The following is an 18,046-nucleotide window of genomic DNA, read 5'->3' as shown; positions in this document are numbered from 1 at the left end:
TCATCGGGCGGCTCCTGTTCCGGCGGCGGGGGCGGCGGGGGCGCCGAAGACCGAGCTGACGGCGGCCGCGCGCTCGGCCCCGATGCGGCGGGCGGCGCGGTCCACCTCGCCGGCGCGCATGCGGCGGCGGGCCTCACGGCGTTCCTCGCCGTCGAGGCGGTCGACGTAGAGGATCCCGTCGAGGTGGTCGGTCTCGTGCTGGAGACAGCGGGCGAGCAGGCCGGTCCCCCGGTGCTCCACCGGGTTCCCGTCGACGTCGGTGCCGCGGACGACGGCTTCGGCGGCGCGCGCCGGGTGGTAGCGCAGCCCCGGCACGGACAGACACCCCTCGCCCGGCTCCCGCAGCGCCTGGCCGGCGGTCTCGAGTACGGGATTGACCACGTGCCCGGCGACGCCGGCGACGTCGAACACGAAGACGCGCAGGCCCACGCCCACCTGGGGCGCGGCCAGGCCCACGCCCCCGACGGCGTGCATCGTCTCGATCATGTCCGCCACGAGGGCGCGCACATCCGCGCCCGGGGGCACGGGCGACGCGGCGGTGCGCAGGACGGGGTCGGGGATGGTGCGGACGGGCAGGACGGTCACGCCGTCACCCTATCGCCGCCCTCGGCAGACGCCGGGCGCGACGACGACCCGTCGGGCGCCACGTCCGGGGCGGCGTGGGAGCCGCCGCCGAACGCCGCGGCGCGCACGGCCTGCAGTCCGGTGGCCGCCGACGCCGGGACCGACGGCGGAGGCGGGCCGATGACGCGGAGCGCGGGGCCGGCGTCGTCCACGGCCTGCGCGTGCTTCCAGACCTGGCGCAGGGCCCAGAACTTGTGCCAGTGGCGGGGCAGCACACCGGGGTTGGCCTGGTGCACGGCGACCTCGGTCTCCCCCAGGGCGACGCCGAGCAGCATCTCGGCCTGGCCGTGCCGCCACTCTTCCCAGGTGCCGGCCTCGGGGTCCACCAGGGACTCCTCCGCCTTCAGGCCGGCGGTCAGCTGCATGACCACCTTGGGATCGAGCGCCTTGACCCGTCCGTCCCGCCCCGTGCCCTTCGTCTTGTAGTCGATCAGGCACAGCCGGCCGCCGATCCGGGCGACGAGGTCCAGCGTGCCCGCGTAGCCCACCGTGTGGTTCCAGACGGTGATCTCGGCCGCGATCGGCCGGACGTCGTAGAGGTCCCACCACTCGTCGAAGCGGTCCGCGTAGGCGCCCTCGCCGTGCTCGATCAGCCGGGCCCGGGCCTCCGCCATGGTGTGGGGGCGGCCGAGGGCGCGCTGGGCCACCTGCTCGGCGTAGTCGTGCACGCGGTCCCCGCGCTCGGCCGCGGCGTCCCGGTAGCGGGCGGCGGCGTCGGCGGACTGCCGGGCCACCTGCTTCAGGCGCGCGGCGGAGCCCACGGATTCCGCCAGGCGCGGATCCTGGGTCACGGACTGGGCCGCCATCCACCCGACCCAGCCGTCCAGGTCCGTCTTCTCCATGCCGATCACGGTGGTGATGGACGGGACCTCGGGCAGGCCCGAGAGGGAGCGCGCGTACATGCGCCCGTGGGGGGTCTGATGCGCGAGGCGTGGCTGGGTCATGGTCAGCCATTCTGGCAGGGTCCGCGGACCCCCGACGGGGTGGCCCGACACGCCAGCGGACGCCGATTTTGCATCCGGGCGGAGATGGCCTAGAGTTCTTTCTCGTTGGAAAACGCAGGTGAGCGGCTCGGACGAGCGGATCCCGGCGGCACCGACACGCGGATGTAGCTCAGTTGGCTAGAGCGCCACCTTGCCAAGGTGGAGGTCGCGAGTTCGAATCTCGTCATCCGCTCGCTCAACCTTCACCCCTGGTCGGGTGGCCGAGAGGCGAGGCAGCGGCCTGCAAAGCCGTATACGCGGGTTCGAATCCCGTCCCGACCTCGCAGCCTTCTCCGACCGGGAGTGGCGGCATGTTCACCACCTCTTCGGAGGTGGACGAGCGCGATTGGCGCAGCGGTAGCGCGCTTCCCTGACACGGAAGAGGTCACTGGTTCGAACCCAGTATCGCGCACGGAGACGATCCGTGACGATCGACTCAGGCGGATGTAGCTCAGTTGGCTAGAGCGCCACCTTGCCAAGGTGGAGGTCGCGAGTTCGAATCTCGTCATCCGCTCCCCACACGAAGGGCCCCTCCTGACGGAGGGGCCCTTCGTCGTTCCGGGGCGTGCGGTCGGCCTCGTGCTCGGAGCACGGACGCCGACCGTCGGACGGGATCAGAGCCGCGGGCCGTCCACCCGCCAGTAGCCGCTGAACATGATCGCGCGCTTCGGTGCGATGCCGCGGCGGACGATCACCCGCCGCGCCGCCGTCGCGAGCGACTGCTCGCCGCACGCCCACACGTGGTCGCGGGGCGCGGCGGGGAGGTCCTCGAGGTGCGGCGTGAGCAGGGCGCCCGGCACGGCGTCTCCGCGGTGCAGGACCGTGAGCGTGGCGCCCTCCGGGACCTCGAGGGCGGGGACGTGGTCACGGCCGGGCACCTCCAGGACGACGTCCATCCGGCCCCCGCGCGGCGTGCGACGCTGCGCGGCGAGGGCGGCGGCGATGCTCGGGACTGCGGTCTCGTCCCCCACCACGAGGTGCGACTCCCCCGCCGCCGGCAGACGATAGGCGCCCGTCCCGGTGCGGAAGCCGGCGACGTCGCCCGGACGTGCGGTGCGCGCCCACGTGCCGGCGGGGCCCGCATGGTCGTGCACGACGACGTCGACGTCGATCTCACCGACGGAGGGCCGGTGCTCGGCGACCGTGTACCACCGCAGATCCGGCCGCACGTCCTCGGGGATCCGCCCGACCGCTCGCCGCGCATTGAGCGCCGCGGGATCGGGCATCACGAGCGCCCGCCCCGGGGGCGGGGTGAGCAGCCCGAAGTACTCGTCGCAGCCCTGCGGGGTGAACGTGCGGAACTCCTCCGCGGCGAACGTGAGACGACGCAGCCGGGGGGCGAGCAGCCACGTGGCGCGGACCGTCATGGTCCACTGCGGATACTCGTCGCGGTCAACGGGCATCGCCTGGCCGAGGGCCGCGAGCCCGCGGTAGGCCTTCATCTGCAGGGCCTCGACACGCGAGGGACGGGCGGCAGGCGGGGGGAGGACGGAGGAGCTCGTCATCCGGTCATCATAGGTGAGCCTCACCTTTGCTGGAGTCCTCCCTTTGAATACGTCACGTCATTGTTGCGTATTTGCTTTCTTAGGTAAGGCTTCCCTACTGTGCGGGACGTCCGTGGCGCACGCCGCCCGGAGCCGACGACCCCCTCACGGAAGGCCCTCCCATGCTCCCTCGCCTGTTCGGACTCGGCGATCCAGCCGCCTACCTCGACGCCACCGGCAGGGCGGCCCGGGTGGCCGTCGACACCGCCTACGACCGCGCGGGGGTCCACCCGGACACCCCGTCGACGCACCTGGCCGACGCCGTCGGCGCCGTCGACTTCTCGCAGCCGACGGGCAGCCTCGACGACGCCCTCGCCGAGGTCGCGGAGCTCTACGCCCACCAGACCACCGCCTACCACCACCCGCGCTATGCCGCTCACCTCAACTGCCCGGTCCTGCTCTCCAGCACCGCAGCGGACACCGTGCTCGGGGCGCTCAACACGGCGGTCGAGTCCTGGGACCAGGCCCGCTCCGCGGCGCTCATGGAGCAGCGGCTCCTGGCCGAGGTCGGACGCTGGTGCGGGTTCGCCGCGGGCGACGGCGTCTTCACCTCCGGAGGGTCGGCCTCCAACCTGCAGGCCATGACGCTGGCCCGCGGCCGCGCCGTGCAGCGCCTCACCGGCCACGCCGGGCTCGCCGACCTGCCCGCCGAGGTGCTCGGCTCGCTGCGCGTCTTCGTCAGCGCCGCCACGCACTACAGCATCGCCAAGGCAGCCGGCCTGCTCGGGCTGGGTCGCCACGCCGTGGTCGTCGTCCCCACCGACGCCGCCGGGCGTCTGGACCCCGGGGCCCTGGCCGAGGCGGTCGAACGTGAGGTGGCCGCCGGTGCCGTGCCGATGGTCGTCGTCGCGACGCTGGGGACCACCGACCGCGGCGCCATCGACCCGCTGCCGGCCATCGCCGACGTCGCCGAACGCCACGGGATGTGGGTCCATGCGGACGCGGCCGTGGGCGGGATCCTCGCCGCGAGCGCGGCGACGCGCCACGAGCTGCCGGGGCTGCACCGTGCGGACTCGGTGACGATGGACTTCCACAAGACGTTCTACGTGGGGCTGGCCTGCAGCGCGCTGGTGGTGCGGGACGCCGAGAGCCTGCGCCATGTGACGGTGCATGCGGACTACCTGAACCCGGAGGACAGCGTCCATCCGAACCTGGCGGATCGGTCCTTGCAGACGAGCCGCCGGTTCGACTCGCTCAAGCTGTGGCTGACGCTGCGTGAGCATGGGGCCGAGGCGGTGGTGTCCCTGTTCGCGGGGGCGCGCGAACGCACGCGGCAGGCGTGCGGGATCCTGCGGGCCCGGCCGACGTTCGCGGTGCTGGAGGATCCGACGCTGGTGACAGTGCTGTTCCGGGTGCGGGCCGAGGGACTGTCGGAGGAGGAGTGCACGGCGGTGCAGGCGGCGACGCACCGGGAGCTCGTGGCCGGCGGGCGCGCGCTGATCGCGACGACGGTGGTGGACGGGGTGCCCCATCTGAAGTTCACGATCCTGAACCCCGCGGTCACCTCGGGCGAGCTGGAGGAGCTGGTCGACGTCGTGGAGGAGGCGGCGCTGCGGCACGTCGACGCGGTGCGGGCGAGCCGTCATCGGTGGCGCGGGGTGGCGCGGACCCGTCCGCATGGCCCGTCGGTCGCCGTGTCCTGCACGCTCCCCGCTTCGGCGGGGCCACGTCCGTCCGCGGCGCGCGTGGACGAGCACGGAGAGCAGGTGTGCGCATGAGCCCGGCGTCCACGTCCCCCCGCCGCGTGCTCGCGATCGGGCTGGGCCCGTTCAACCTGAGCCTGGCCACGCTGGCCCACCCGCTGCCCGACGTCGAGGTGGAGGTGGTGGAGAGCCGCGACGCGTTCGTGTGGCACCCGGGCATGATGCTGCCGGGCGCGCAGATCCAGGTGCCGTTCCTCGCGGACCTGGTGACGTTCGCGGACCCGACCTCCCCGTACTCGTTCCTGGCGTATCTCAAAGCGATGGGCCGGCTGCACCGCTTCTACATCCGGGGTTCCTGGTACCCGCTGCGGCGGGAGTTCTCGGACTACTGCGCGTGGGTGGCAGCCCAGCTGCCCGGCATCGCCTACGCGACCACGGTGACGGCGGTGCGGTGGGACGATCAGGCGGACGAGTTCGTGGTGGAGGCGGCCTCCGCGGCCGGGACCAGCACGCACCGGGCCGACCACGTGGTGGTGGGCACGGGCACGGTGCCGTCCCTGCCCGCGCCGCTCGCGCGCGTCGCGGAGGAGTCGGCCCGGGTCGGCGCGTCCCCCGTGGTGCACACGGGTGAGTACATGGGCCGTCGCGAGGACATCGCCGGGGCCGGGTCGGTCCTGGTGGTGGGCAGCGGCCAGTCGGCGGCGGAGTGCGCCCTGGACCTGCTGAACGCGGGCCACCCGGACCTCACGTGGGTCACGCGCTCACCCCGGTTCTTCGGCATGGAGGTCGGCCAGCTCACGCTCGAGCTGACCTCGCTGGACTATGAGCGGCACTTCGCCACTCTGCCCCGGGCGCGGCGGGATGAGATCAACGCATCCCACCGGTCCCTGTACAAGGGGATCAGCGAGTACACGATCGAGGACGTCTACCACGCGCTGTACGAGCGCCAGGTGGGTCCGCTGGACCCGGCCCGGCTGTGGCCGGGCACGTCGGTGACGGACGCCCGCCTGGTCGCGGGCCCGGGTGCGCCCCGGGTGGAGGTCACCCTGCGCGACGAGGAGACCGGGGTGACCGGGGGGCGCGTGGTGGACCGTGTCGTCGCGGGCACGGGCTACCGCCACCCGGACCATCCGTTCCTGGAGCCGGTGCGGCACCTGCTGCGCGCGGAGGACGGTCGGACGACGGCGAACGCGGACCACGCGATCGACGTGAGCGGCCGCCGGATCTTCGTGCACAACACCGCCGAACAGCCCCTGGGTCTCACCGGCCCGGACCTGGGCATGGCGGCGGAGCACAGCGGCCGCATCCTCAGCACGATCGCCGGCCGCCAGGTCTACGCGCAGGCCGAGTCGATCGCGTTCCAGGACTTCGGTGCCGTCGCGGCGGGCGTCCGGTGAGCGCCGTGACGCCGCCGCAGACCACCGTGGACGGTGCGGCCGCGAGCGCGGCCCGTCGTGTGGAGCTCCGTCCCGTGGGCGCGCAGGACCATCCGCTGCTGCACCGGTGGGTGACGTCCCCGCACGCCGTGTACTGGGAGATGACGGAGGCGGGTCTGGCCGACGTCGTGGCCGAGTACGAGGCGATCGCCGCGCACCCGCACCACCACGCGCACGTGGGGCTCGTGGACGGGACCGCGACCTTCCTGGTGGAGGTCTACGACCCGGCCCACTCGGAGCTGGCCGGACGGTATGCGGGCGCGCCCGGCGACGTCGGCCTGCACGTGCTCGTCGCCCCGACGGACACCCCGGTGCCCGGGACCACGGACCTGGTGATGGCCGCGGTGGTGCGCTGGTGCCTGGCCCAGCCGGGGGCGCGGCGCGTCGTCGTCGAGCCGGACGAGCGCAACGCCGCCATCCGGGCGAAGAACCTGGCCGCCGGGTTCACGGAGCTCGGTCCCGTGGCGCTGGGATCCAAGACGGCGATGCTCTCGATCGCCACGCCCGAGTCCTTCACTGCCAGCCGGATCGGCGTCCTCGCCGCCGGGCTGGACCTCACCCTCCCCGAGCCCCCGCTCCTCCTCACCCCCGACAGGCAGGTGTCCGCATGACCCCCGTCCCCCCGTCCTCCCCGTCCCGCCTGGACGCGCTGACGGCGCCGACCGCCCGGCACGCCCACCGGCTGCTCGTCGCCAAGGCGATCCGCGAGTTCACCCATGAGCGGCTCCTGACGCCGGTGCGCGGCGAGCGGGTCGACGACGCCGGCCGCCACGCCTACACGCTCACCCTGGGCGGGGTGCGGTGGACGTTCACCGCGCGTGCCCTCCCGCTCGAGCACCTCGGCGTGGATCCGGACTCGGTGTGCCGTGCCGGGGATCCGGACGCGGTGGCCGTCGACCGCTTCGTCCTCGACGCGGCCGAGGTGCTCGGGCTGGCCGGCGAGGCGCTGGACGTCTATCTCGAGGAGCTCGCCTCCACCTTCGCCGCCCGGTGCCACACCCTGGCCGGCGAGCGCCCGTCCGCCGCCGACCTGGTGGACGCGGACTACACGGCGGTGGAGGCCGCCATGAGCGAGGGACACCCGGGCTTCGTGGCCACCAACGGCCGCATCGGCTGGGGGGCCACGGAGTACGCGATGTTCGCCCCCGAGGGCGGGCGGGCGCTGCACCCGGTGTGGCTCGCGTTCCCCTCCGAGCTCGGGGGACGGTGGACCTGGCCCAAGACCGCGAGCGCGGGCGCCGCCGTGCCGGCGCCGCCCCCGCCGATCACCGAGGCGGTGGCGGGCCTGTGGGCGGAGCGGGCGGCGGCGCTCGACGTCGATCCGGAGGCGTACACGCTGATCCCGGTGCACCCGTGGCAGTGGGAGCACCGGATCCAGGTGGCGTTCGCCCCCGACCTCGCCGCGGGGCGGCTGGTGCACGTGGGCGAAGACCCGGACGCGTTCACGGCCATGCAGGCGGTGCGCACCCTGTTCAACGCGAGCGACCCGCACGCCCCGCAGCTGAAGACGGCGTTGTCCGTGCAGAACATGGGGTTCGTGCGCGGCCTCTCCCCCGCGTACATGTCCGTCACCCCGGCGATCAACGCGGTGGTGGCCGACCTCGTGGACTCCGACCCCCTGCTCGCGAGGTGGGGCTTCGGGGTGCTGCGGGAGTACGCCTCGGCCGGGTACACCGGGGACGCCTTCCATGCCGTGGGCTCGAAGGGTCCTCACACGAAGATGCTCGCCGCCCTGTGGCGGGAGAGTCCGCTGCCGCGCCTGGCGGAGGGCGAGCGGGTCATGACCATGGCGGCGCTGCTGCACCGGGACGGCGGGGGCCGCTCCGTGGCGGGGGCGCTCGTGGAGCGCTCGGGGCTGACGGCGGCGCAGTGGCTGCACGGGGTGGTGACGGCCTACGTGACCCCGCTGGTGCATCTGGCCGCCGCCTACTCGACCGTGTTCATGCCCCACGGGGAGAACATCGTGCTCCGCCTGCGGGAGGGACGGGTCACCGGCGCCTTCCTCAAGGACATCGGGGAGGAGGTGGTGGTCGGCGCGGACGGCGTCCCGCTCACGGAGCAGACCCGGCGCATCCGCATCGACCTCACCGACGAGGACCTCTCCCTCTCCTTCTTCACGGACATGCTGGACGGCGTGCTGCGCCATCTGGCCGACGTGATGGACGCGGACGCCCTGCTGCCGGCGGAGGAGTTCTACGCCGTGGTGGGGCGGGTCCTCGCCGAGTACACGGCCCTGGGGCTCGCGGATGTGGAGCGCCTCGGCCTGGACGCGGAGGACTTCGCGCACTCGTGCCTGAACCGGTTGCAGCTGCGGAACGCCACGCAGATGGTGGACCTGACGGACCCGTCGGGCTCGCTGCTCTACGCCGGTCGCCTGGCCAACCCGGTGTCCGCGCCGCTGCGCCGCGCGCTGGCGGAGCTCCGGCAGGACGCCGCGGCATGAGCGCGGACGCGTGGACCGGGACGGCGACGGGTGACGTGGCGGGCCGTTGCCACCGGGACGCGCACGGCGTGCCGACGCTCGTGGCCGCGTCCCTGCCCGAGCTGGCCTACCTCCAGGGGTGGCACGTGGCGACGGAGCGGGCCTGGCAGGTCGACTGCGAGCACCGCCGGGTCACCGGCATGGGCGCCGAGGTGTTCGGCCCGCCGGCGGTGGCGAACGACGTCGCCGCCCGGCAGATGGACCTGGACGGCGCGGCCCGCCGGGCGTTCGACGCCCTCGACGACGCGGAGGACCGGGCCTGGTTCACCCGGTTCGCCGACGGCGTGAACGCGGGGCTGGACGCCGGGGCCCGGCGCGCGCCCGAGTTCGCCGCCCACGGGGTGAAGCCGCTGCCGTTCGACCCGCACACGGCGCTCGCCCTGCACCTGGGCTACAACGTCTGGCTGACCAACGCGCCGGCCGCCCTGTTCCGCACCCTGCTGGCCGAGCGCTTCCCCGCGCTCGCCGCGGCGCTGATCTCGCCGCGCCCCGACGCGGACGGCTCGAACGCCTGGGCGGTGCGCGTCGGCGCCGAGGGCGCTCCGCTCGTGGCCGCCGACCCGCACCGGCTGCTCGAGCTGCCCGGCGTCTACCAGCAGGTGCGCCTCGTGGTGGAGGCCGAGCGTCCCCGGGACCGCGTCGACGTCGTCGGCCTGGCCTTCCCCGGTGTGCCGGGCGTCCCGCATGTGGGGCAGTCCGAGCACGTCGCGTGGGTGACGACCTCGGCGATGGTGTCCTCGCTCGAGATGGTCCTCGAGGACGCCCCCGAGGGGCCGGAGGTCCTCGACGCCCGGACCGAGCGGGTGCACGTGCGCGGCGGCGACCCCGTGGACGTGCGGGTGGCCCACACCCCGCGCGGGCGGCTCGTGGACGTGCCCGGCGCCGGCCCGGTGAGCATGCGGTTCCCCGCCTGGGACCGCGCCGACACCGGCCTGCCGAGCGCGCGCCGGCTGCTCACGGCCGCGAGCGCCGCGGAGGCCTGCGCGGTGCTGGACGGGCACGTCGAGCCGGTCAATCGCGTGATCGTCGCGGACCGGCGGACGGTGCTCACCCGGCACGCCGGGGCCGTGCGGCGCCGGGATCGACGCTCGGCCTGGGGTGCGGCGCGGGCCTCCGCGCTGGGCCGGGGCTCCGCCGACGGGTCCCTCGATCAGCGCTGGGTGCGCTGGCCCGCGCCGGCCGCGGCGGACGACGTCGTGGTGGCGGCCAACGAGCCCCACCCGGACACCGCCTGCCTCACCGTGGACGCGTGCGCGCCGTGGCGGTCCCGCCGCATCCGGGAAGCCCTCGAGGCGCTGGCACCGCAGGAGCGGACCGTGGACGCGATGGCCGCCCTGCAGACGGACACCCGGACCCCGGGCGCGCCGCGGGCCTGGCTCGCCGACGCCGTCGACGCGCTCGTCGCGGACGGCGTGCTGGCCGCGGAGTCCGTCCCGGCGTGGGCCGGCGACGCCGCCGCCGGATCGGCCGCGGCCCGCTGGTGGCTCCTCGTGGAGCACGAGGTGGCCGCCGCCCTGATCGCGCACCTGCCGCCCGCCTCGCGGGCCCTGCTCGGCGGCCCGTGGGCACCGTGGGGCGACGCCGCCGCATGGGTCGGCGCGGCGCTCGCCGAGCGCGGGCCGGAGCCGCTGCGCGCGGCCCTGGGGATCACAGCGTCGACGAGGGACCTCGTGCGGGCCGCCGTCGCCGCCGTCGACGACGCCGCCGAGCCGCCGGGCCCCGACGGCGCGGCCCGGACCTGGGGCGAGGCGCATGCCCTGACCCCGTTCCTGTTCACGCACGAGCATCCCGGCGGGCCGGACGAGCCGGGGCTCGCCGACGTGCTCGACACGATCGGGTCCGTCCGGGTGGGCGGCACCGCGGACGCGGTCTGCGCCACCTCGCACGCCCCCGGCCTGGCCGTCGGCACCCACCGCGGGCCGGTGGCCCGGGTCGTGTTCGACCTCGGCGACCGCACCCGCAGCCGGTGGGTCGTCCCGTTCGGCGCCTCCGGTCTCGGAGGCGGGCACGTGACGGATCAGCTGGACGCGTGGGCCGCCGGCCGCCTGCTGCCCGTGCCGTCCCGTCCCGTCCCCCCGTCCGCCGGCAGCGGCGTCGCACCCGCCCGCTCCGTCCCCGGCGGGGCCCCTCCGGGACGCATCGTGGCCGAGGTCGGCGTCGGGGCGTTGGGCCTGACCATGACGCGCGTCCGCCCGGCCCTGGACGCCCCGCTGATCCACGCACTCGTCACGGAGCCGCGGGCGGAGTTCTACGGGATGCGCGGGCACAGCGTGCAGGACGTCGAGGAGGTCTACGACTTCCTCGAGTTCCAGCCCACCCACGCGAACCACCTCGTGTGGCACGGCGGGACCCTCGTGGCCCTCGTGCAGACCTACGACCCTCGCGCGGAGGAGGTCGGCGGCGCCTACGAGGTGCGGGACGGGGACCTCGGATTCCATTTCATCACCGCCCCCGGCGGCCTGCAGGGGCGCGCCCGCGCCACGGCCTACCGGAGCATTGTGGACTGGTTGGGCGCACGCCCCGGCACGCGTCGGCTCGTGATCGAGCCGGACGTCCGCAACACGCGGGCCGTGAAGACCGCCCGGGCTCTGGGCTTCACGGTGGACCGGGAGGTCGAGCTGCCGGGCAAGCGGGCGGCGCTGTGCTTCCGCGACGTGCGCTGACCCGGCCCCGCACACGGCGACGCCGCGCACCCGCCTCGGGTGCGCGCCGTCATCCTGCCGGTCAGGGGCGGTGGCTCACTTGTGCTCGGCCACGCCCGTCTGTCCCTCCCGGACCAGGGCGGTCATGCGGGAGACCGTGCGGAAGTACTTCTTCATGTAGCCGCCGTGCATCATCTCCTGCGTGAACAGGGCGTCGAAAGGCACACCGGAGGCGAGGACGGGCACGTCCTTGTCGTACAGGCGATCCGCGAACACCACGAAGCGCAGGGCCGTGGCCTGCTCCGTGATGGTGTGCACGTCGTGGAGGGCGAGCACGTCCACGTCCTTGACGAGCTCGCGGTAGCGGGAGGGATGCACGCGGGAGAGCATCGCGGTGAGGTCCGCGAAGTCGTCCACGGCGAGCACGCCCGCGTCGGGGAAGTTCTCCTGGGCGGTGGCCTCGACGACGGCGTCGTCCAGCGGCGACGGGGCGGCGGAGAGGCCGCGGTGGCGGTAGTCCTCGCCGTCCACGCGGATGACCTCGAACTGGTCGGCCAGGACCTGGATCTCGCGCTTGAAGTCCTGCGCCGCGAAGCGTCCCTCGCCGAGCGAGCCCGGCAGGGTGTTGGAGGTCGCCACCAGGCGCACGCCGGCGTCGGCCAGCTCGCGCATGAGCCGGGACATCAGCACGGTGTCCCCCGGGTCGTCGAGCTCGAACTCGTCGATGCACACGAGGGTGTACTCCTTGAGCTCGTCCACCGCCTTGCGGAAGGACAGGGCGCCCACGAGGTTGGTGTACTCCACGAACGTGCCGAACGCCTTGGGCCCGGGGGCCGCGTGCCACGTCGAGGCCAGCAGGTGGGTCTTGCCGACGCCGAAGCCGCCGTCGAGGTAGATGCCGGCCGGCCCCGCCGCCCGCTTCTTCCCGCCGAACAGGCCGCCGAGGAACCCGCCGCCCGAGCCGCCCCGGCCGAGGTCTGCCGCGAACCGGCGCAGCCGCTCCACGGCCTGTGCCTGCGAGGGGTGCGCGGGGTCCGGGATGTAGGTGTCGAAGGACACCGTGCCGAAGCGGTACGACGGGTGGAAGCCGGCCAGCAGCTGGTCCGGGGTGACCTGCGGCGAACGGTCGGCGAGGTGGACGATCTGAGCCACGGGACACTCCCAGGGTCGACGACGGGGATTCCGGGCCATGCTATCGGGCCGCGGACCCGACCCATGTGACCTCGCGTGTCCCGGACTGAGGGGCCCCTACCCTCTTACGTGACACCGATGTGCCGTAATCTGTCGCGCAGGGCACGGACACGGAACCCGCCGTCGTCGTGCCGCCCGCCCCGGGCCCGTGCGGGCCCGCCCGACGCGAAGGAAGGCAGTGCCATGACCGATACCGCCGCGAAGTTCTCCGAGTACGCCCACCCCGAGAAGCTGGTGTCCACGCAGTGGGTCGCCGACCATGTCGACGACGAGGACGTCGTGGTCCTCGAGTCCAACGAGGACGCACTCCTCTACTCCACCGGCCACATCCCCGGCGCCCAGCGCGTCGACTGGCACACCGAGCTCAACGACCCCGTCACCCGCGACTTCGTCGGCCCCGAGGCCTTCGCCGAGGTCGCCGCCTCCAAGGGGATCTCCCGGGACACCACCGTGGTGTTCTACGGCGACAAGTCCAACTGGTGGGCCGCCTACGCCCTGTGGGTGTTCACCCTCTACGGCCATGAGGACCTGCGCCTGATGGACGGCGGCCGTGACAAGTGGATCGCGGAGGGACGCGAGACCACCCGCGAGGTCCCGACCGTGGCCCGCGCCGAGTACCCGGTGATCGAGCGCGACGACCACACCGAGCGCGCCGCCCGCGAGGACGTCCTGCAGGCCATCGGGACCACCCCGCTGATCGACGTCCGCTCCCGTCCCGAGTACACGGGCGAGACCACGCACATGGCCGGCTACCCGCAGGAGGGCACCCTGCGCGGCGGCCACATCCCCACGGCGGCGTCCGTGCCGTGGGCGTCCGCGGCCAACGAGGACGGCACCTTCAAGTCCCGCGCCGAGCTGGAGCAGGTCTACCGCACCGACGCCGGGCTGCGGGAGGGCGACGACGTGATCGCCTACTGCCGCATCGGCGAGCGCTCCTCCCACACCTGGTTCGTGCTCAAGTACCTGCTCGGCCACGAGGACGTCCGCAACTACGACGGCTCCTGGACCGAGTGGGGCAACGCCGTGCGCCTGCCCATCGCCGTCGGCGAAGAGCCGGGCGAGGCCCCCGCGCGCTGAGCCCCCGGCACGGCGTGGATCACTAGACTGGGACACCATGACCGAGAACCACGCCGTGCCCGCCGCCCTGGCCGAGATCATCGACGACTTCGCCGGGGTGCCCGATCCCGAGAAGCTCGAGCTGCTGCTGGAGTTCTCGGACGAGCTGCCGGCGCTGCCGGAGCGCTACGACGGCCACGAGGCCGAGATGGAGCAGGTCGTGGAGTGTCAGACCCCGCTGTTCCTGGCCGTCGAACTCGAGGGTGAGCCCGGCCCGCAGGCCCCGGTCCGCCTCTTCATCACCGCTCCCCCGGAGGCGCCCACCACGCGCGGCTTCGCCTCCGTGCTCACCCAGGGCCTGGACGGGCTGAGCGCCCTCGAGGTCGTGGACGTGCCCGAAGACATCCCCACCCGCCTCGGCCTGGCCAAGGCCCTCACCCCCCTGCGCCTGCGCGGCATGTCCGCCATGCTCGGCCGCATCAAGCGCAACGTGCGCGAGCAGGCCGGGATCGCCTGAGTCCGCCGTGGGCCAGCGCAAGAAGGATCGCGGCGCCCGGCACGGGGCGGCCACGCCGGCCGTCGCCGCACTCGAGGCCGCCGGGGTCCCGTACCGGCTGCACACCTTCGACGTGGCCCTCGACGCCGGCGGCGAGCGGTTCGGCGTCCAGGTCGCCCGGGCGCTCAGCGTGCCCGCCGACCGACTGTTCAAGACGCTGATGGTGGCGGACCCCGACGGCGCGCTCGCCGCATGCGTGGTGCCCGTGTCCGGTCAGCTGGACCTGCGGGCCGCCGCCGCGGTGCTGGGCGTCAAGCGACTCGCCCTGGCGGATCTGGCCGTCGTCGAACGCCGGACCGGCTACGTGCGGGGCGGCGTCTCGCCCCTGGGCCAGCGCCGGCCCCACCCCGTCGTCCTGGACTCCTCCGCTCTCGACGCGGAGCTCATGTACGTCTCCGGCGGGCAACGCGGCCTGGATGTCGAGATCGCCCCCGCCGACCTCGTGCAGGTGACGGGCGCCGTCGTCGCGGAGATCGCGGCGGACTGACGGGCGAGTCCTGCGGCGGACCGGTCAGGCGTCGTCGCGCGCCTGGCGGCGCACCGCGACCATGCGCTGGCCGACGGTGACCAAGGACGCGGCAGCGAGCAGCCCCAAGGTGACGGCCAGGACGACCGGGGGCAGACCGAGGCCGGTGAGGCCGGCGACCACGAGGGTGGCCACGAGCCGTTCCGCTCGCTCGGCGATGCCCACGTGCGCGTCCCAGCCGAGGGCCTCCGCCTTGGCACGCACATAGGAGACGAGCATGCCCAGGGCGAGGCAGGCCCCGGAGAGCGCGCCGACCGCGGGTGCGGCGCCGACGCCGAAGCCCCACAGGCACAGCCCGAGGAACACGGCCGCGTCCTGCACACGGTCCAGGGTGGAGTCGAGGAACGCGCCCCAGCGGCCGGTGGACCCGGCCTCGCGCGCCATGATCCCGTCCACCAGGTCCGAGAACACGAACGCGGTGATGAAGAGCGTGCCCCAGAACAGGTGCCCCAGGGGGAACAGCACGAGCGCGCCCAGGCTCACGCCGAGCGTGCCCACGACCGTCACGGTGTCCGGACTGACCCCGGCCCGCAGGAGCGTACGGGCCACCGGGGTGAACAGGCGGGTGGTGACGCCGCGCGCGTGACGGTCCAGCATCAGGCGGGGCCTCCGGCCCCCGGGCGAGGATGCTCGCCCGCGGCACGGGCGTTGGCCGCCTGGCGCGCGGCGTGGTCCCGGGCGGCCCGGTCCCAGACGTCCGCGAGGATCTGCCGGGTCTCCCCCAGGGTCTGCGACATGTTCTTGGTCCGGGCGATGATCGGCAGGAAGTTGCCGTCGCCGGTCCACCGCGGCACCACGTGCTGGTGCAGATGGGCCGCGATCCCGGCGCCGGCCACCGCCCCCTGGTTCATGCCGAGGTTGTAGCCGGACGCGCCGGCGGCCTGGCCGAGGGCGAGCATCGCCGTCTGGGTCAGCTCCGCCATCTCGGCGGCCTCCTCCGTGGTGGTGTCCGTGTACAGGGGCACGTGGCGGTAGGGGCAGACGAGCAGGTGACCGGGGTTGTACGGGTACAGGTTCAGCACCACGTAGGCGGTGCGGCCGCGGTGGACGATGAGGGAGTCCTCATCGTCGCGCTGCGGGGCCGCGCAGAACGGGCAGGTGTGCTCGTCCTTGACCTGGCCCGTCCCCTTGGACACGTACGCCATGCGGTGGGCGTTCCAGAACCGCTCGAAGGCGTCCGGGGCGCCGGGCAGCTCGAAGCCGTCCGTGGCGGCGGCGTCCGCCGACGCGCGGGCCTGCGCCCGCGCGTCGGATCCGCCGGTGCCGGGGCTGGTCATGGGGTGACCTCGCGCTCGCGCACCGCCTTCACGATGCGTTCGATCGCCTCCTCCACCGGCACGCCGTTGTCCTGGGTGCCGTCGCGGAAGCGGAAGGACACGGCGCCCGCCTCCCTGTCCTCGCCGCCGGCGATCAGCACGAACGGCGCCTTCTCCTTGGCCGCGGTGCGGATCTTCTTCGGGAAGCGGTCCGAGGAGTCGTCCAGGCGCGCCCGGATCCCCTCGGCACGCAGCTTCGCGACGACGTCGTCCAGGTAGTCGTTGAATGCCTCGGCCACCGGGATGGCCACGACCTGCTCGGGGGCGAGCCAGGCCGGGAACGCGCCGGCGTAGTGCTCGGTGAGGACGCCCAGGAAGCGCTCGATGGAGCCGAAGAGGGCGCGGTGGATCATCACGGGGCGCTGACGGGTGCCGTCGGCGGCCTGGTACTCGAGGTCGAAGCGTTCGGGCAGGTTGAAGTCCAGCTGGATGGTGGACATCTGCCAGGTGCGGCCGATGGCGTCCCGGGCCTGGACCGAGATCTTCGGGCCGTAGAACGCGGCGCCGCCCGGATCCGGGACGAGCTGCAGACCGGAGGCCTCCGCGACCTCGGCGAGGGTGCGGGTGGCCTCCTCCCAGATCTCGTCGGAGCCGACGAACTTCTCCGGGTCCTTCGTGGAGAGCTCGAGGTAGAAGTCGTTGAGGCCGTAGTCCTTGAGCAGGTCGAGGACGAAGTTGAGCGTGGTGGTCAGCTCCTCCTTCATCTGCTCGCGGGTGCAGTAGATGTGGGCGTCGTCCTGGGTCATGCCGCGCACGCGCGTGAGCCCGTGGACCACGCCGGACTTCTCGTACCGGTACACGGAGCCGAACTCGAACAGCCGCAGCGGCAGCTCACGGTAGGACCGGCCGCGGGAGCGGTAGATCAGGTTGTGCATGGGGCAGTTCATCGGCTTGAGGTAGTAGTTCTGCCCCTGGCGCGTGATCTCGCCGGTCTCGGGATCACGGACCTCGTCGATGTGCATGGGCGGGAACATGCCGTCCGCGTACCAGTCGAGGTGGCCGGACACCTCGTAGAGGTGCTGCTTGGTGATGTGCGGGGTGTAGACGAACTCGTAGCCGGCCTCGGTGTGGCGCCGACGGGAGTAGTCCTCCATCTCCTTGCGGATGATGCCGCCGCGCGGGTGGAACACGGGCAGGCCGGAGCCGAGCTCGTCCGGGAAGGAGAAGAGATCCAGCTCGGCGCCGAGCTTGCGGTGGTCGCGGCGCTCGGCCTCGGCGAGGCGCTCCTGGTAGGCCTTGAGGTCGTCCTTGCTGGCCCAGGCGGTGCCGTAGATGCGCTGCAGCTGCTTGTTCTTCTCGTTGCCGAGCCAGTAGGCGGCGGCGGAGCGGGTGAGCGCGAAGCCGTTGCCGATGAGCTTGGTGGAGGGCAGGTGCGGGCCGCGGCAGAGGTCGCACCACACGGCGTCGCCGGTCTTGCGGTCCACGTTGTCGTAGATGGTGATCTCCCCGGCCCCGACCTCCACGGAGGCGCCCTCGCCGGCGGTGTCCGCGGCGTCCTTCTTGCCGAGCAGCTCGAGCTTGTAGGGCTCGTCCGCCATCTCGGCGCGGGCGGTCTCCTCGTCCACGACGCGGCGGCGGAAGGTCTGGCCGGACTTCACGATCTTCTGCATGAGCGAGGAGATCTGCTTGAGGTCCTCGGGGGTGAAGGGCTCGTCGACGTCGAAGTCGAAGTAGAAGCCGTCCGTGATGTACGGGCCGATGCCGAGCTTGGCGCCCGGGCGCAGCTGCTGCACGGCCTGGGCCATCACGTGGGCGGTGGAGTGCCGCAGCACCTCGAGGCCCTCGGGCTCCGTGATGTCCACCGACTCGACGGACGCGCCGGCGGGGATCTCGCGGGCCAGGTCCCAGAGCAGGCCGTCCACCCGCATGACGGCGGTGGTCGGCTTCTCGCGGAAGAGGTCGAGGCCGGTGGTGCCGTGCGTCACCTCCCGCAGCTCTCCGTCCACGGTCAGCAGGATGTTCTTCGGCTCCGACACGGTGCTCCTTCGAGGTCTGGCTTCGGGATCGGTGGCGTACGGGGGCCACCGTCGGCCGCGTCCCATTCTAG

Annotated in this window: 15 protein-coding genes and 4 tRNA genes; 12 read left to right on the top strand and 7 right to left on the bottom strand. The window is 73.6% G+C overall.

Going from position 1 to position 18,046, the window contains the following annotated elements:
- Positions 1-585, bottom strand: a complete 585-nt coding sequence (def, locus tag ACUW6W_RS02015; protein ID WP_044659674.1) for a peptide deformylase — start codon at positions 583-585, stop codon at positions 1-3.
- On the bottom strand, positions 582-1,568 hold the full coding sequence (locus ACUW6W_RS02010) for a PD-(D/E)XK nuclease family protein (protein ID WP_044659673.1): 987 nt from the start codon (positions 1,566-1,568) through the stop codon (positions 582-584). Before ACUW6W_RS02010 ends, def begins: the two co-directional genes overlap by 4 nt.
- Before the next feature lie 158 nt (positions 1,569-1,726).
- Between ACUW6W_RS02010 and ACUW6W_RS02005 the strand changes: the two genes are divergently transcribed.
- The 4 genes from ACUW6W_RS02005 (at position 1,727) to ACUW6W_RS01990 (ending at position 2,121) form a co-directional block, all read left to right on the top strand.
- Positions 1,727-1,800, top strand: a tRNA-Gly gene (locus tag ACUW6W_RS02005).
- An 18-nt stretch (positions 1,801-1,818) separates the two neighbouring features.
- Positions 1,819-1,889: transfer RNA gene (locus tag ACUW6W_RS02000), tRNA-Cys, on the top strand.
- Between the two features lie 58 nt (positions 1,890-1,947).
- Positions 1,948-2,019: transfer RNA gene (locus tag ACUW6W_RS01995), tRNA-Val, on the top strand.
- A gap of 28 nt (positions 2,020-2,047) precedes the next feature.
- A tRNA-Gly gene (locus ACUW6W_RS01990) sits at positions 2,048-2,121 on the top strand.
- A 100-nt stretch (positions 2,122-2,221) separates the two neighbouring features.
- Here the strand turns inward: ACUW6W_RS01990 and ACUW6W_RS01985 are convergent.
- Entirely contained in the window at positions 2,222-3,112 is an 891-nt protein-coding gene (locus tag ACUW6W_RS01985) for a siderophore-interacting protein (RefSeq protein ID WP_049147987.1), read from the bottom strand.
- Positions 3,113-3,273: 161 nt separating this feature from the next.
- On the opposite strand from ACUW6W_RS01985, the gene ACUW6W_RS01980 reads away from it, so the two are divergent.
- From ACUW6W_RS01980 to ACUW6W_RS01960, 5 genes are read left to right on the top strand one after another with little or no spacing between them, the layout of a single operon-like run.
- Positions 3,274-4,869 (top strand): pyridoxal phosphate-dependent decarboxylase family protein, encoded by a 1,596-nt coding sequence (locus ACUW6W_RS01980; protein WP_052833454.1) that lies wholly within the window; start codon positions 3,274-3,276, stop codon positions 4,867-4,869.
- Entirely contained in the window at positions 4,866-6,191 is a 1,326-nt protein-coding gene (locus ACUW6W_RS01975; protein WP_454179701.1) for a lysine N(6)-hydroxylase/L-ornithine N(5)-oxygenase family protein, read from the top strand. Before ACUW6W_RS01980 ends, ACUW6W_RS01975 begins: the two co-directional genes overlap by 4 nt.
- A gap of 5 nt (positions 6,192-6,196) precedes the next feature.
- On the top strand, positions 6,197-6,841 hold the full coding sequence (locus ACUW6W_RS01970) for a GNAT family N-acetyltransferase (RefSeq protein ID WP_223246401.1): 645 nt from the start codon (positions 6,197-6,199) through the stop codon (positions 6,839-6,841).
- A complete protein-coding gene (locus ACUW6W_RS01965) occupies positions 6,838-8,673 on the top strand; it encodes an IucA/IucC family protein (protein ID WP_052520015.1) in 1,836 nt (611 codons plus the stop codon). The genes ACUW6W_RS01970 and ACUW6W_RS01965 overlap by 4 nt, the downstream gene beginning before the upstream one ends.
- Entirely contained in the window at positions 8,670-11,375 is a 2,706-nt protein-coding gene (locus tag ACUW6W_RS01960; RefSeq protein ID WP_063189625.1) for a GNAT family N-acetyltransferase, read from the top strand. The genes ACUW6W_RS01965 and ACUW6W_RS01960 overlap by 4 nt, the downstream gene beginning before the upstream one ends.
- 75 nt (positions 11,376-11,450) lie before the next feature.
- On the opposite strand, the gene zapE is transcribed toward ACUW6W_RS01960, so the two are convergent.
- A complete protein-coding gene (gene zapE, locus ACUW6W_RS01955) occupies positions 11,451-12,506 on the bottom strand; it encodes a cell division protein ZapE (RefSeq protein WP_081339234.1) in 1,056 nt (351 codons plus the stop codon).
- Positions 12,507-12,728: 222 nt separating this feature from the next.
- On the opposite strand from zapE, the gene ACUW6W_RS01950 reads away from it, so the two are divergent.
- The 3 genes from ACUW6W_RS01950 to ACUW6W_RS01940 are packed head-to-tail and all read left to right on the top strand — an operon-like array spanning position 12,729 to position 14,644.
- Positions 12,729-13,622 carry a sulfurtransferase gene (locus ACUW6W_RS01950; protein ID WP_063189621.1) on the top strand — a complete coding sequence of 298 codons (894 nt, stop codon included), beginning with the start codon at positions 12,729-12,731 and terminating at the stop codon, positions 13,620-13,622.
- Positions 13,623-13,659: 37 nt separating this feature from the next.
- Positions 13,660-14,118: a SufE family protein gene (locus ACUW6W_RS01945; RefSeq protein ID WP_020624761.1), complete on the top strand. Its 459-nt coding sequence runs from the start codon at positions 13,660-13,662 to the stop codon at positions 14,116-14,118.
- A 7-nt stretch (positions 14,119-14,125) separates the two neighbouring features.
- A complete protein-coding gene (locus ACUW6W_RS01940) occupies positions 14,126-14,644 on the top strand; it encodes an aminoacyl-tRNA deacylase (protein WP_069941367.1) in 519 nt (172 codons plus the stop codon).
- A 24-nt stretch (positions 14,645-14,668) separates the two neighbouring features.
- Here ACUW6W_RS01940 and pgsA read toward each other — a convergent pair whose 3' ends face one another.
- The 3 genes from pgsA to thrS are packed head-to-tail and all read right to left on the bottom strand — an operon-like array spanning position 14,669 to position 17,975.
- Positions 14,669-15,280: a phosphatidylinositol phosphate synthase gene (gene pgsA, locus ACUW6W_RS01935; RefSeq protein ID WP_063189619.1), complete on the bottom strand. Its 612-nt coding sequence runs from the start codon at positions 15,278-15,280 to the stop codon at positions 14,669-14,671.
- Positions 15,280-15,960, bottom strand: coding sequence for an HIT family protein (locus tag ACUW6W_RS01930; RefSeq protein ID WP_036340811.1), 681 nt, complete (start codon positions 15,958-15,960; stop codon positions 15,280-15,282). The genes pgsA and ACUW6W_RS01930 overlap by 1 nt, the downstream gene beginning before the upstream one ends.
- On the bottom strand, positions 15,957-17,975 hold the full coding sequence (gene thrS, locus ACUW6W_RS01925; protein WP_049159811.1) for a threonine--tRNA ligase: 2,019 nt from the start codon (positions 17,973-17,975) through the stop codon (positions 15,957-15,959). Before thrS ends, ACUW6W_RS01930 begins: the two co-directional genes overlap by 4 nt.
- Between the last annotated feature and the right edge of the window lie 71 nt (positions 17,976-18,046).

The organism is Micrococcus sp. 093350064-1 (assembly GCF_053627955.1).
Note: the sequence above shows the minus strand (reverse complement) of the source record. Positions and strands in the feature narration are given on the sequence as shown.

What these genes read in the sequence shown, in the direction of transcription:
- ACUW6W_RS02010 (WP_044659673.1), bottom strand. Translation starts at nt 1,568, where the DNA reads ATGACCCAGCCACGCCTCGCGCATCAGACCCCCCACGGGCGCATGTAC.
- ACUW6W_RS01985 (WP_049147987.1), bottom strand. Translation starts at nt 3,112, where the DNA reads ATGACGAGCTCCTCCGTCCTCCCCCCGCCTGCCGCCCGTCCCTCGCGT.
- ACUW6W_RS01980 (WP_052833454.1), top strand. Translation starts at nt 3,274, where the DNA reads ATGCTCCCTCGCCTGTTCGGACTCGGCGATCCAGCCGCCTACCTCGAC.
- ACUW6W_RS01975 (WP_454179701.1), top strand. Translation starts at nt 4,866, where the DNA reads ATGAGCCCGGCGTCCACGTCCCCCCGCCGCGTGCTCGCGATCGGGCTG.
- ACUW6W_RS01965 (WP_052520015.1), top strand. Translation starts at nt 6,838, where the DNA reads ATGACCCCCGTCCCCCCGTCCTCCCCGTCCCGCCTGGACGCGCTGACG.
- ACUW6W_RS01960 (WP_063189625.1), top strand. Translation starts at nt 8,670, where the DNA reads ATGAGCGCGGACGCGTGGACCGGGACGGCGACGGGTGACGTGGCGGGC.
- ACUW6W_RS01950 (WP_063189621.1), top strand. Translation starts at nt 12,729, where the DNA reads ATGACCGATACCGCCGCGAAGTTCTCCGAGTACGCCCACCCCGAGAAG.
- ACUW6W_RS01945 (WP_020624761.1), top strand. Translation starts at nt 13,660, where the DNA reads ATGACCGAGAACCACGCCGTGCCCGCCGCCCTGGCCGAGATCATCGAC.
- pgsA (WP_063189619.1), bottom strand. Translation starts at nt 15,280, where the DNA reads ATGCTGGACCGTCACGCGCGCGGCGTCACCACCCGCCTGTTCACCCCG.
- ACUW6W_RS01930 (WP_036340811.1), bottom strand. Translation starts at nt 15,960, where the DNA reads ATGACCAGCCCCGGCACCGGCGGATCCGACGCGCGGGCGCAGGCCCGC.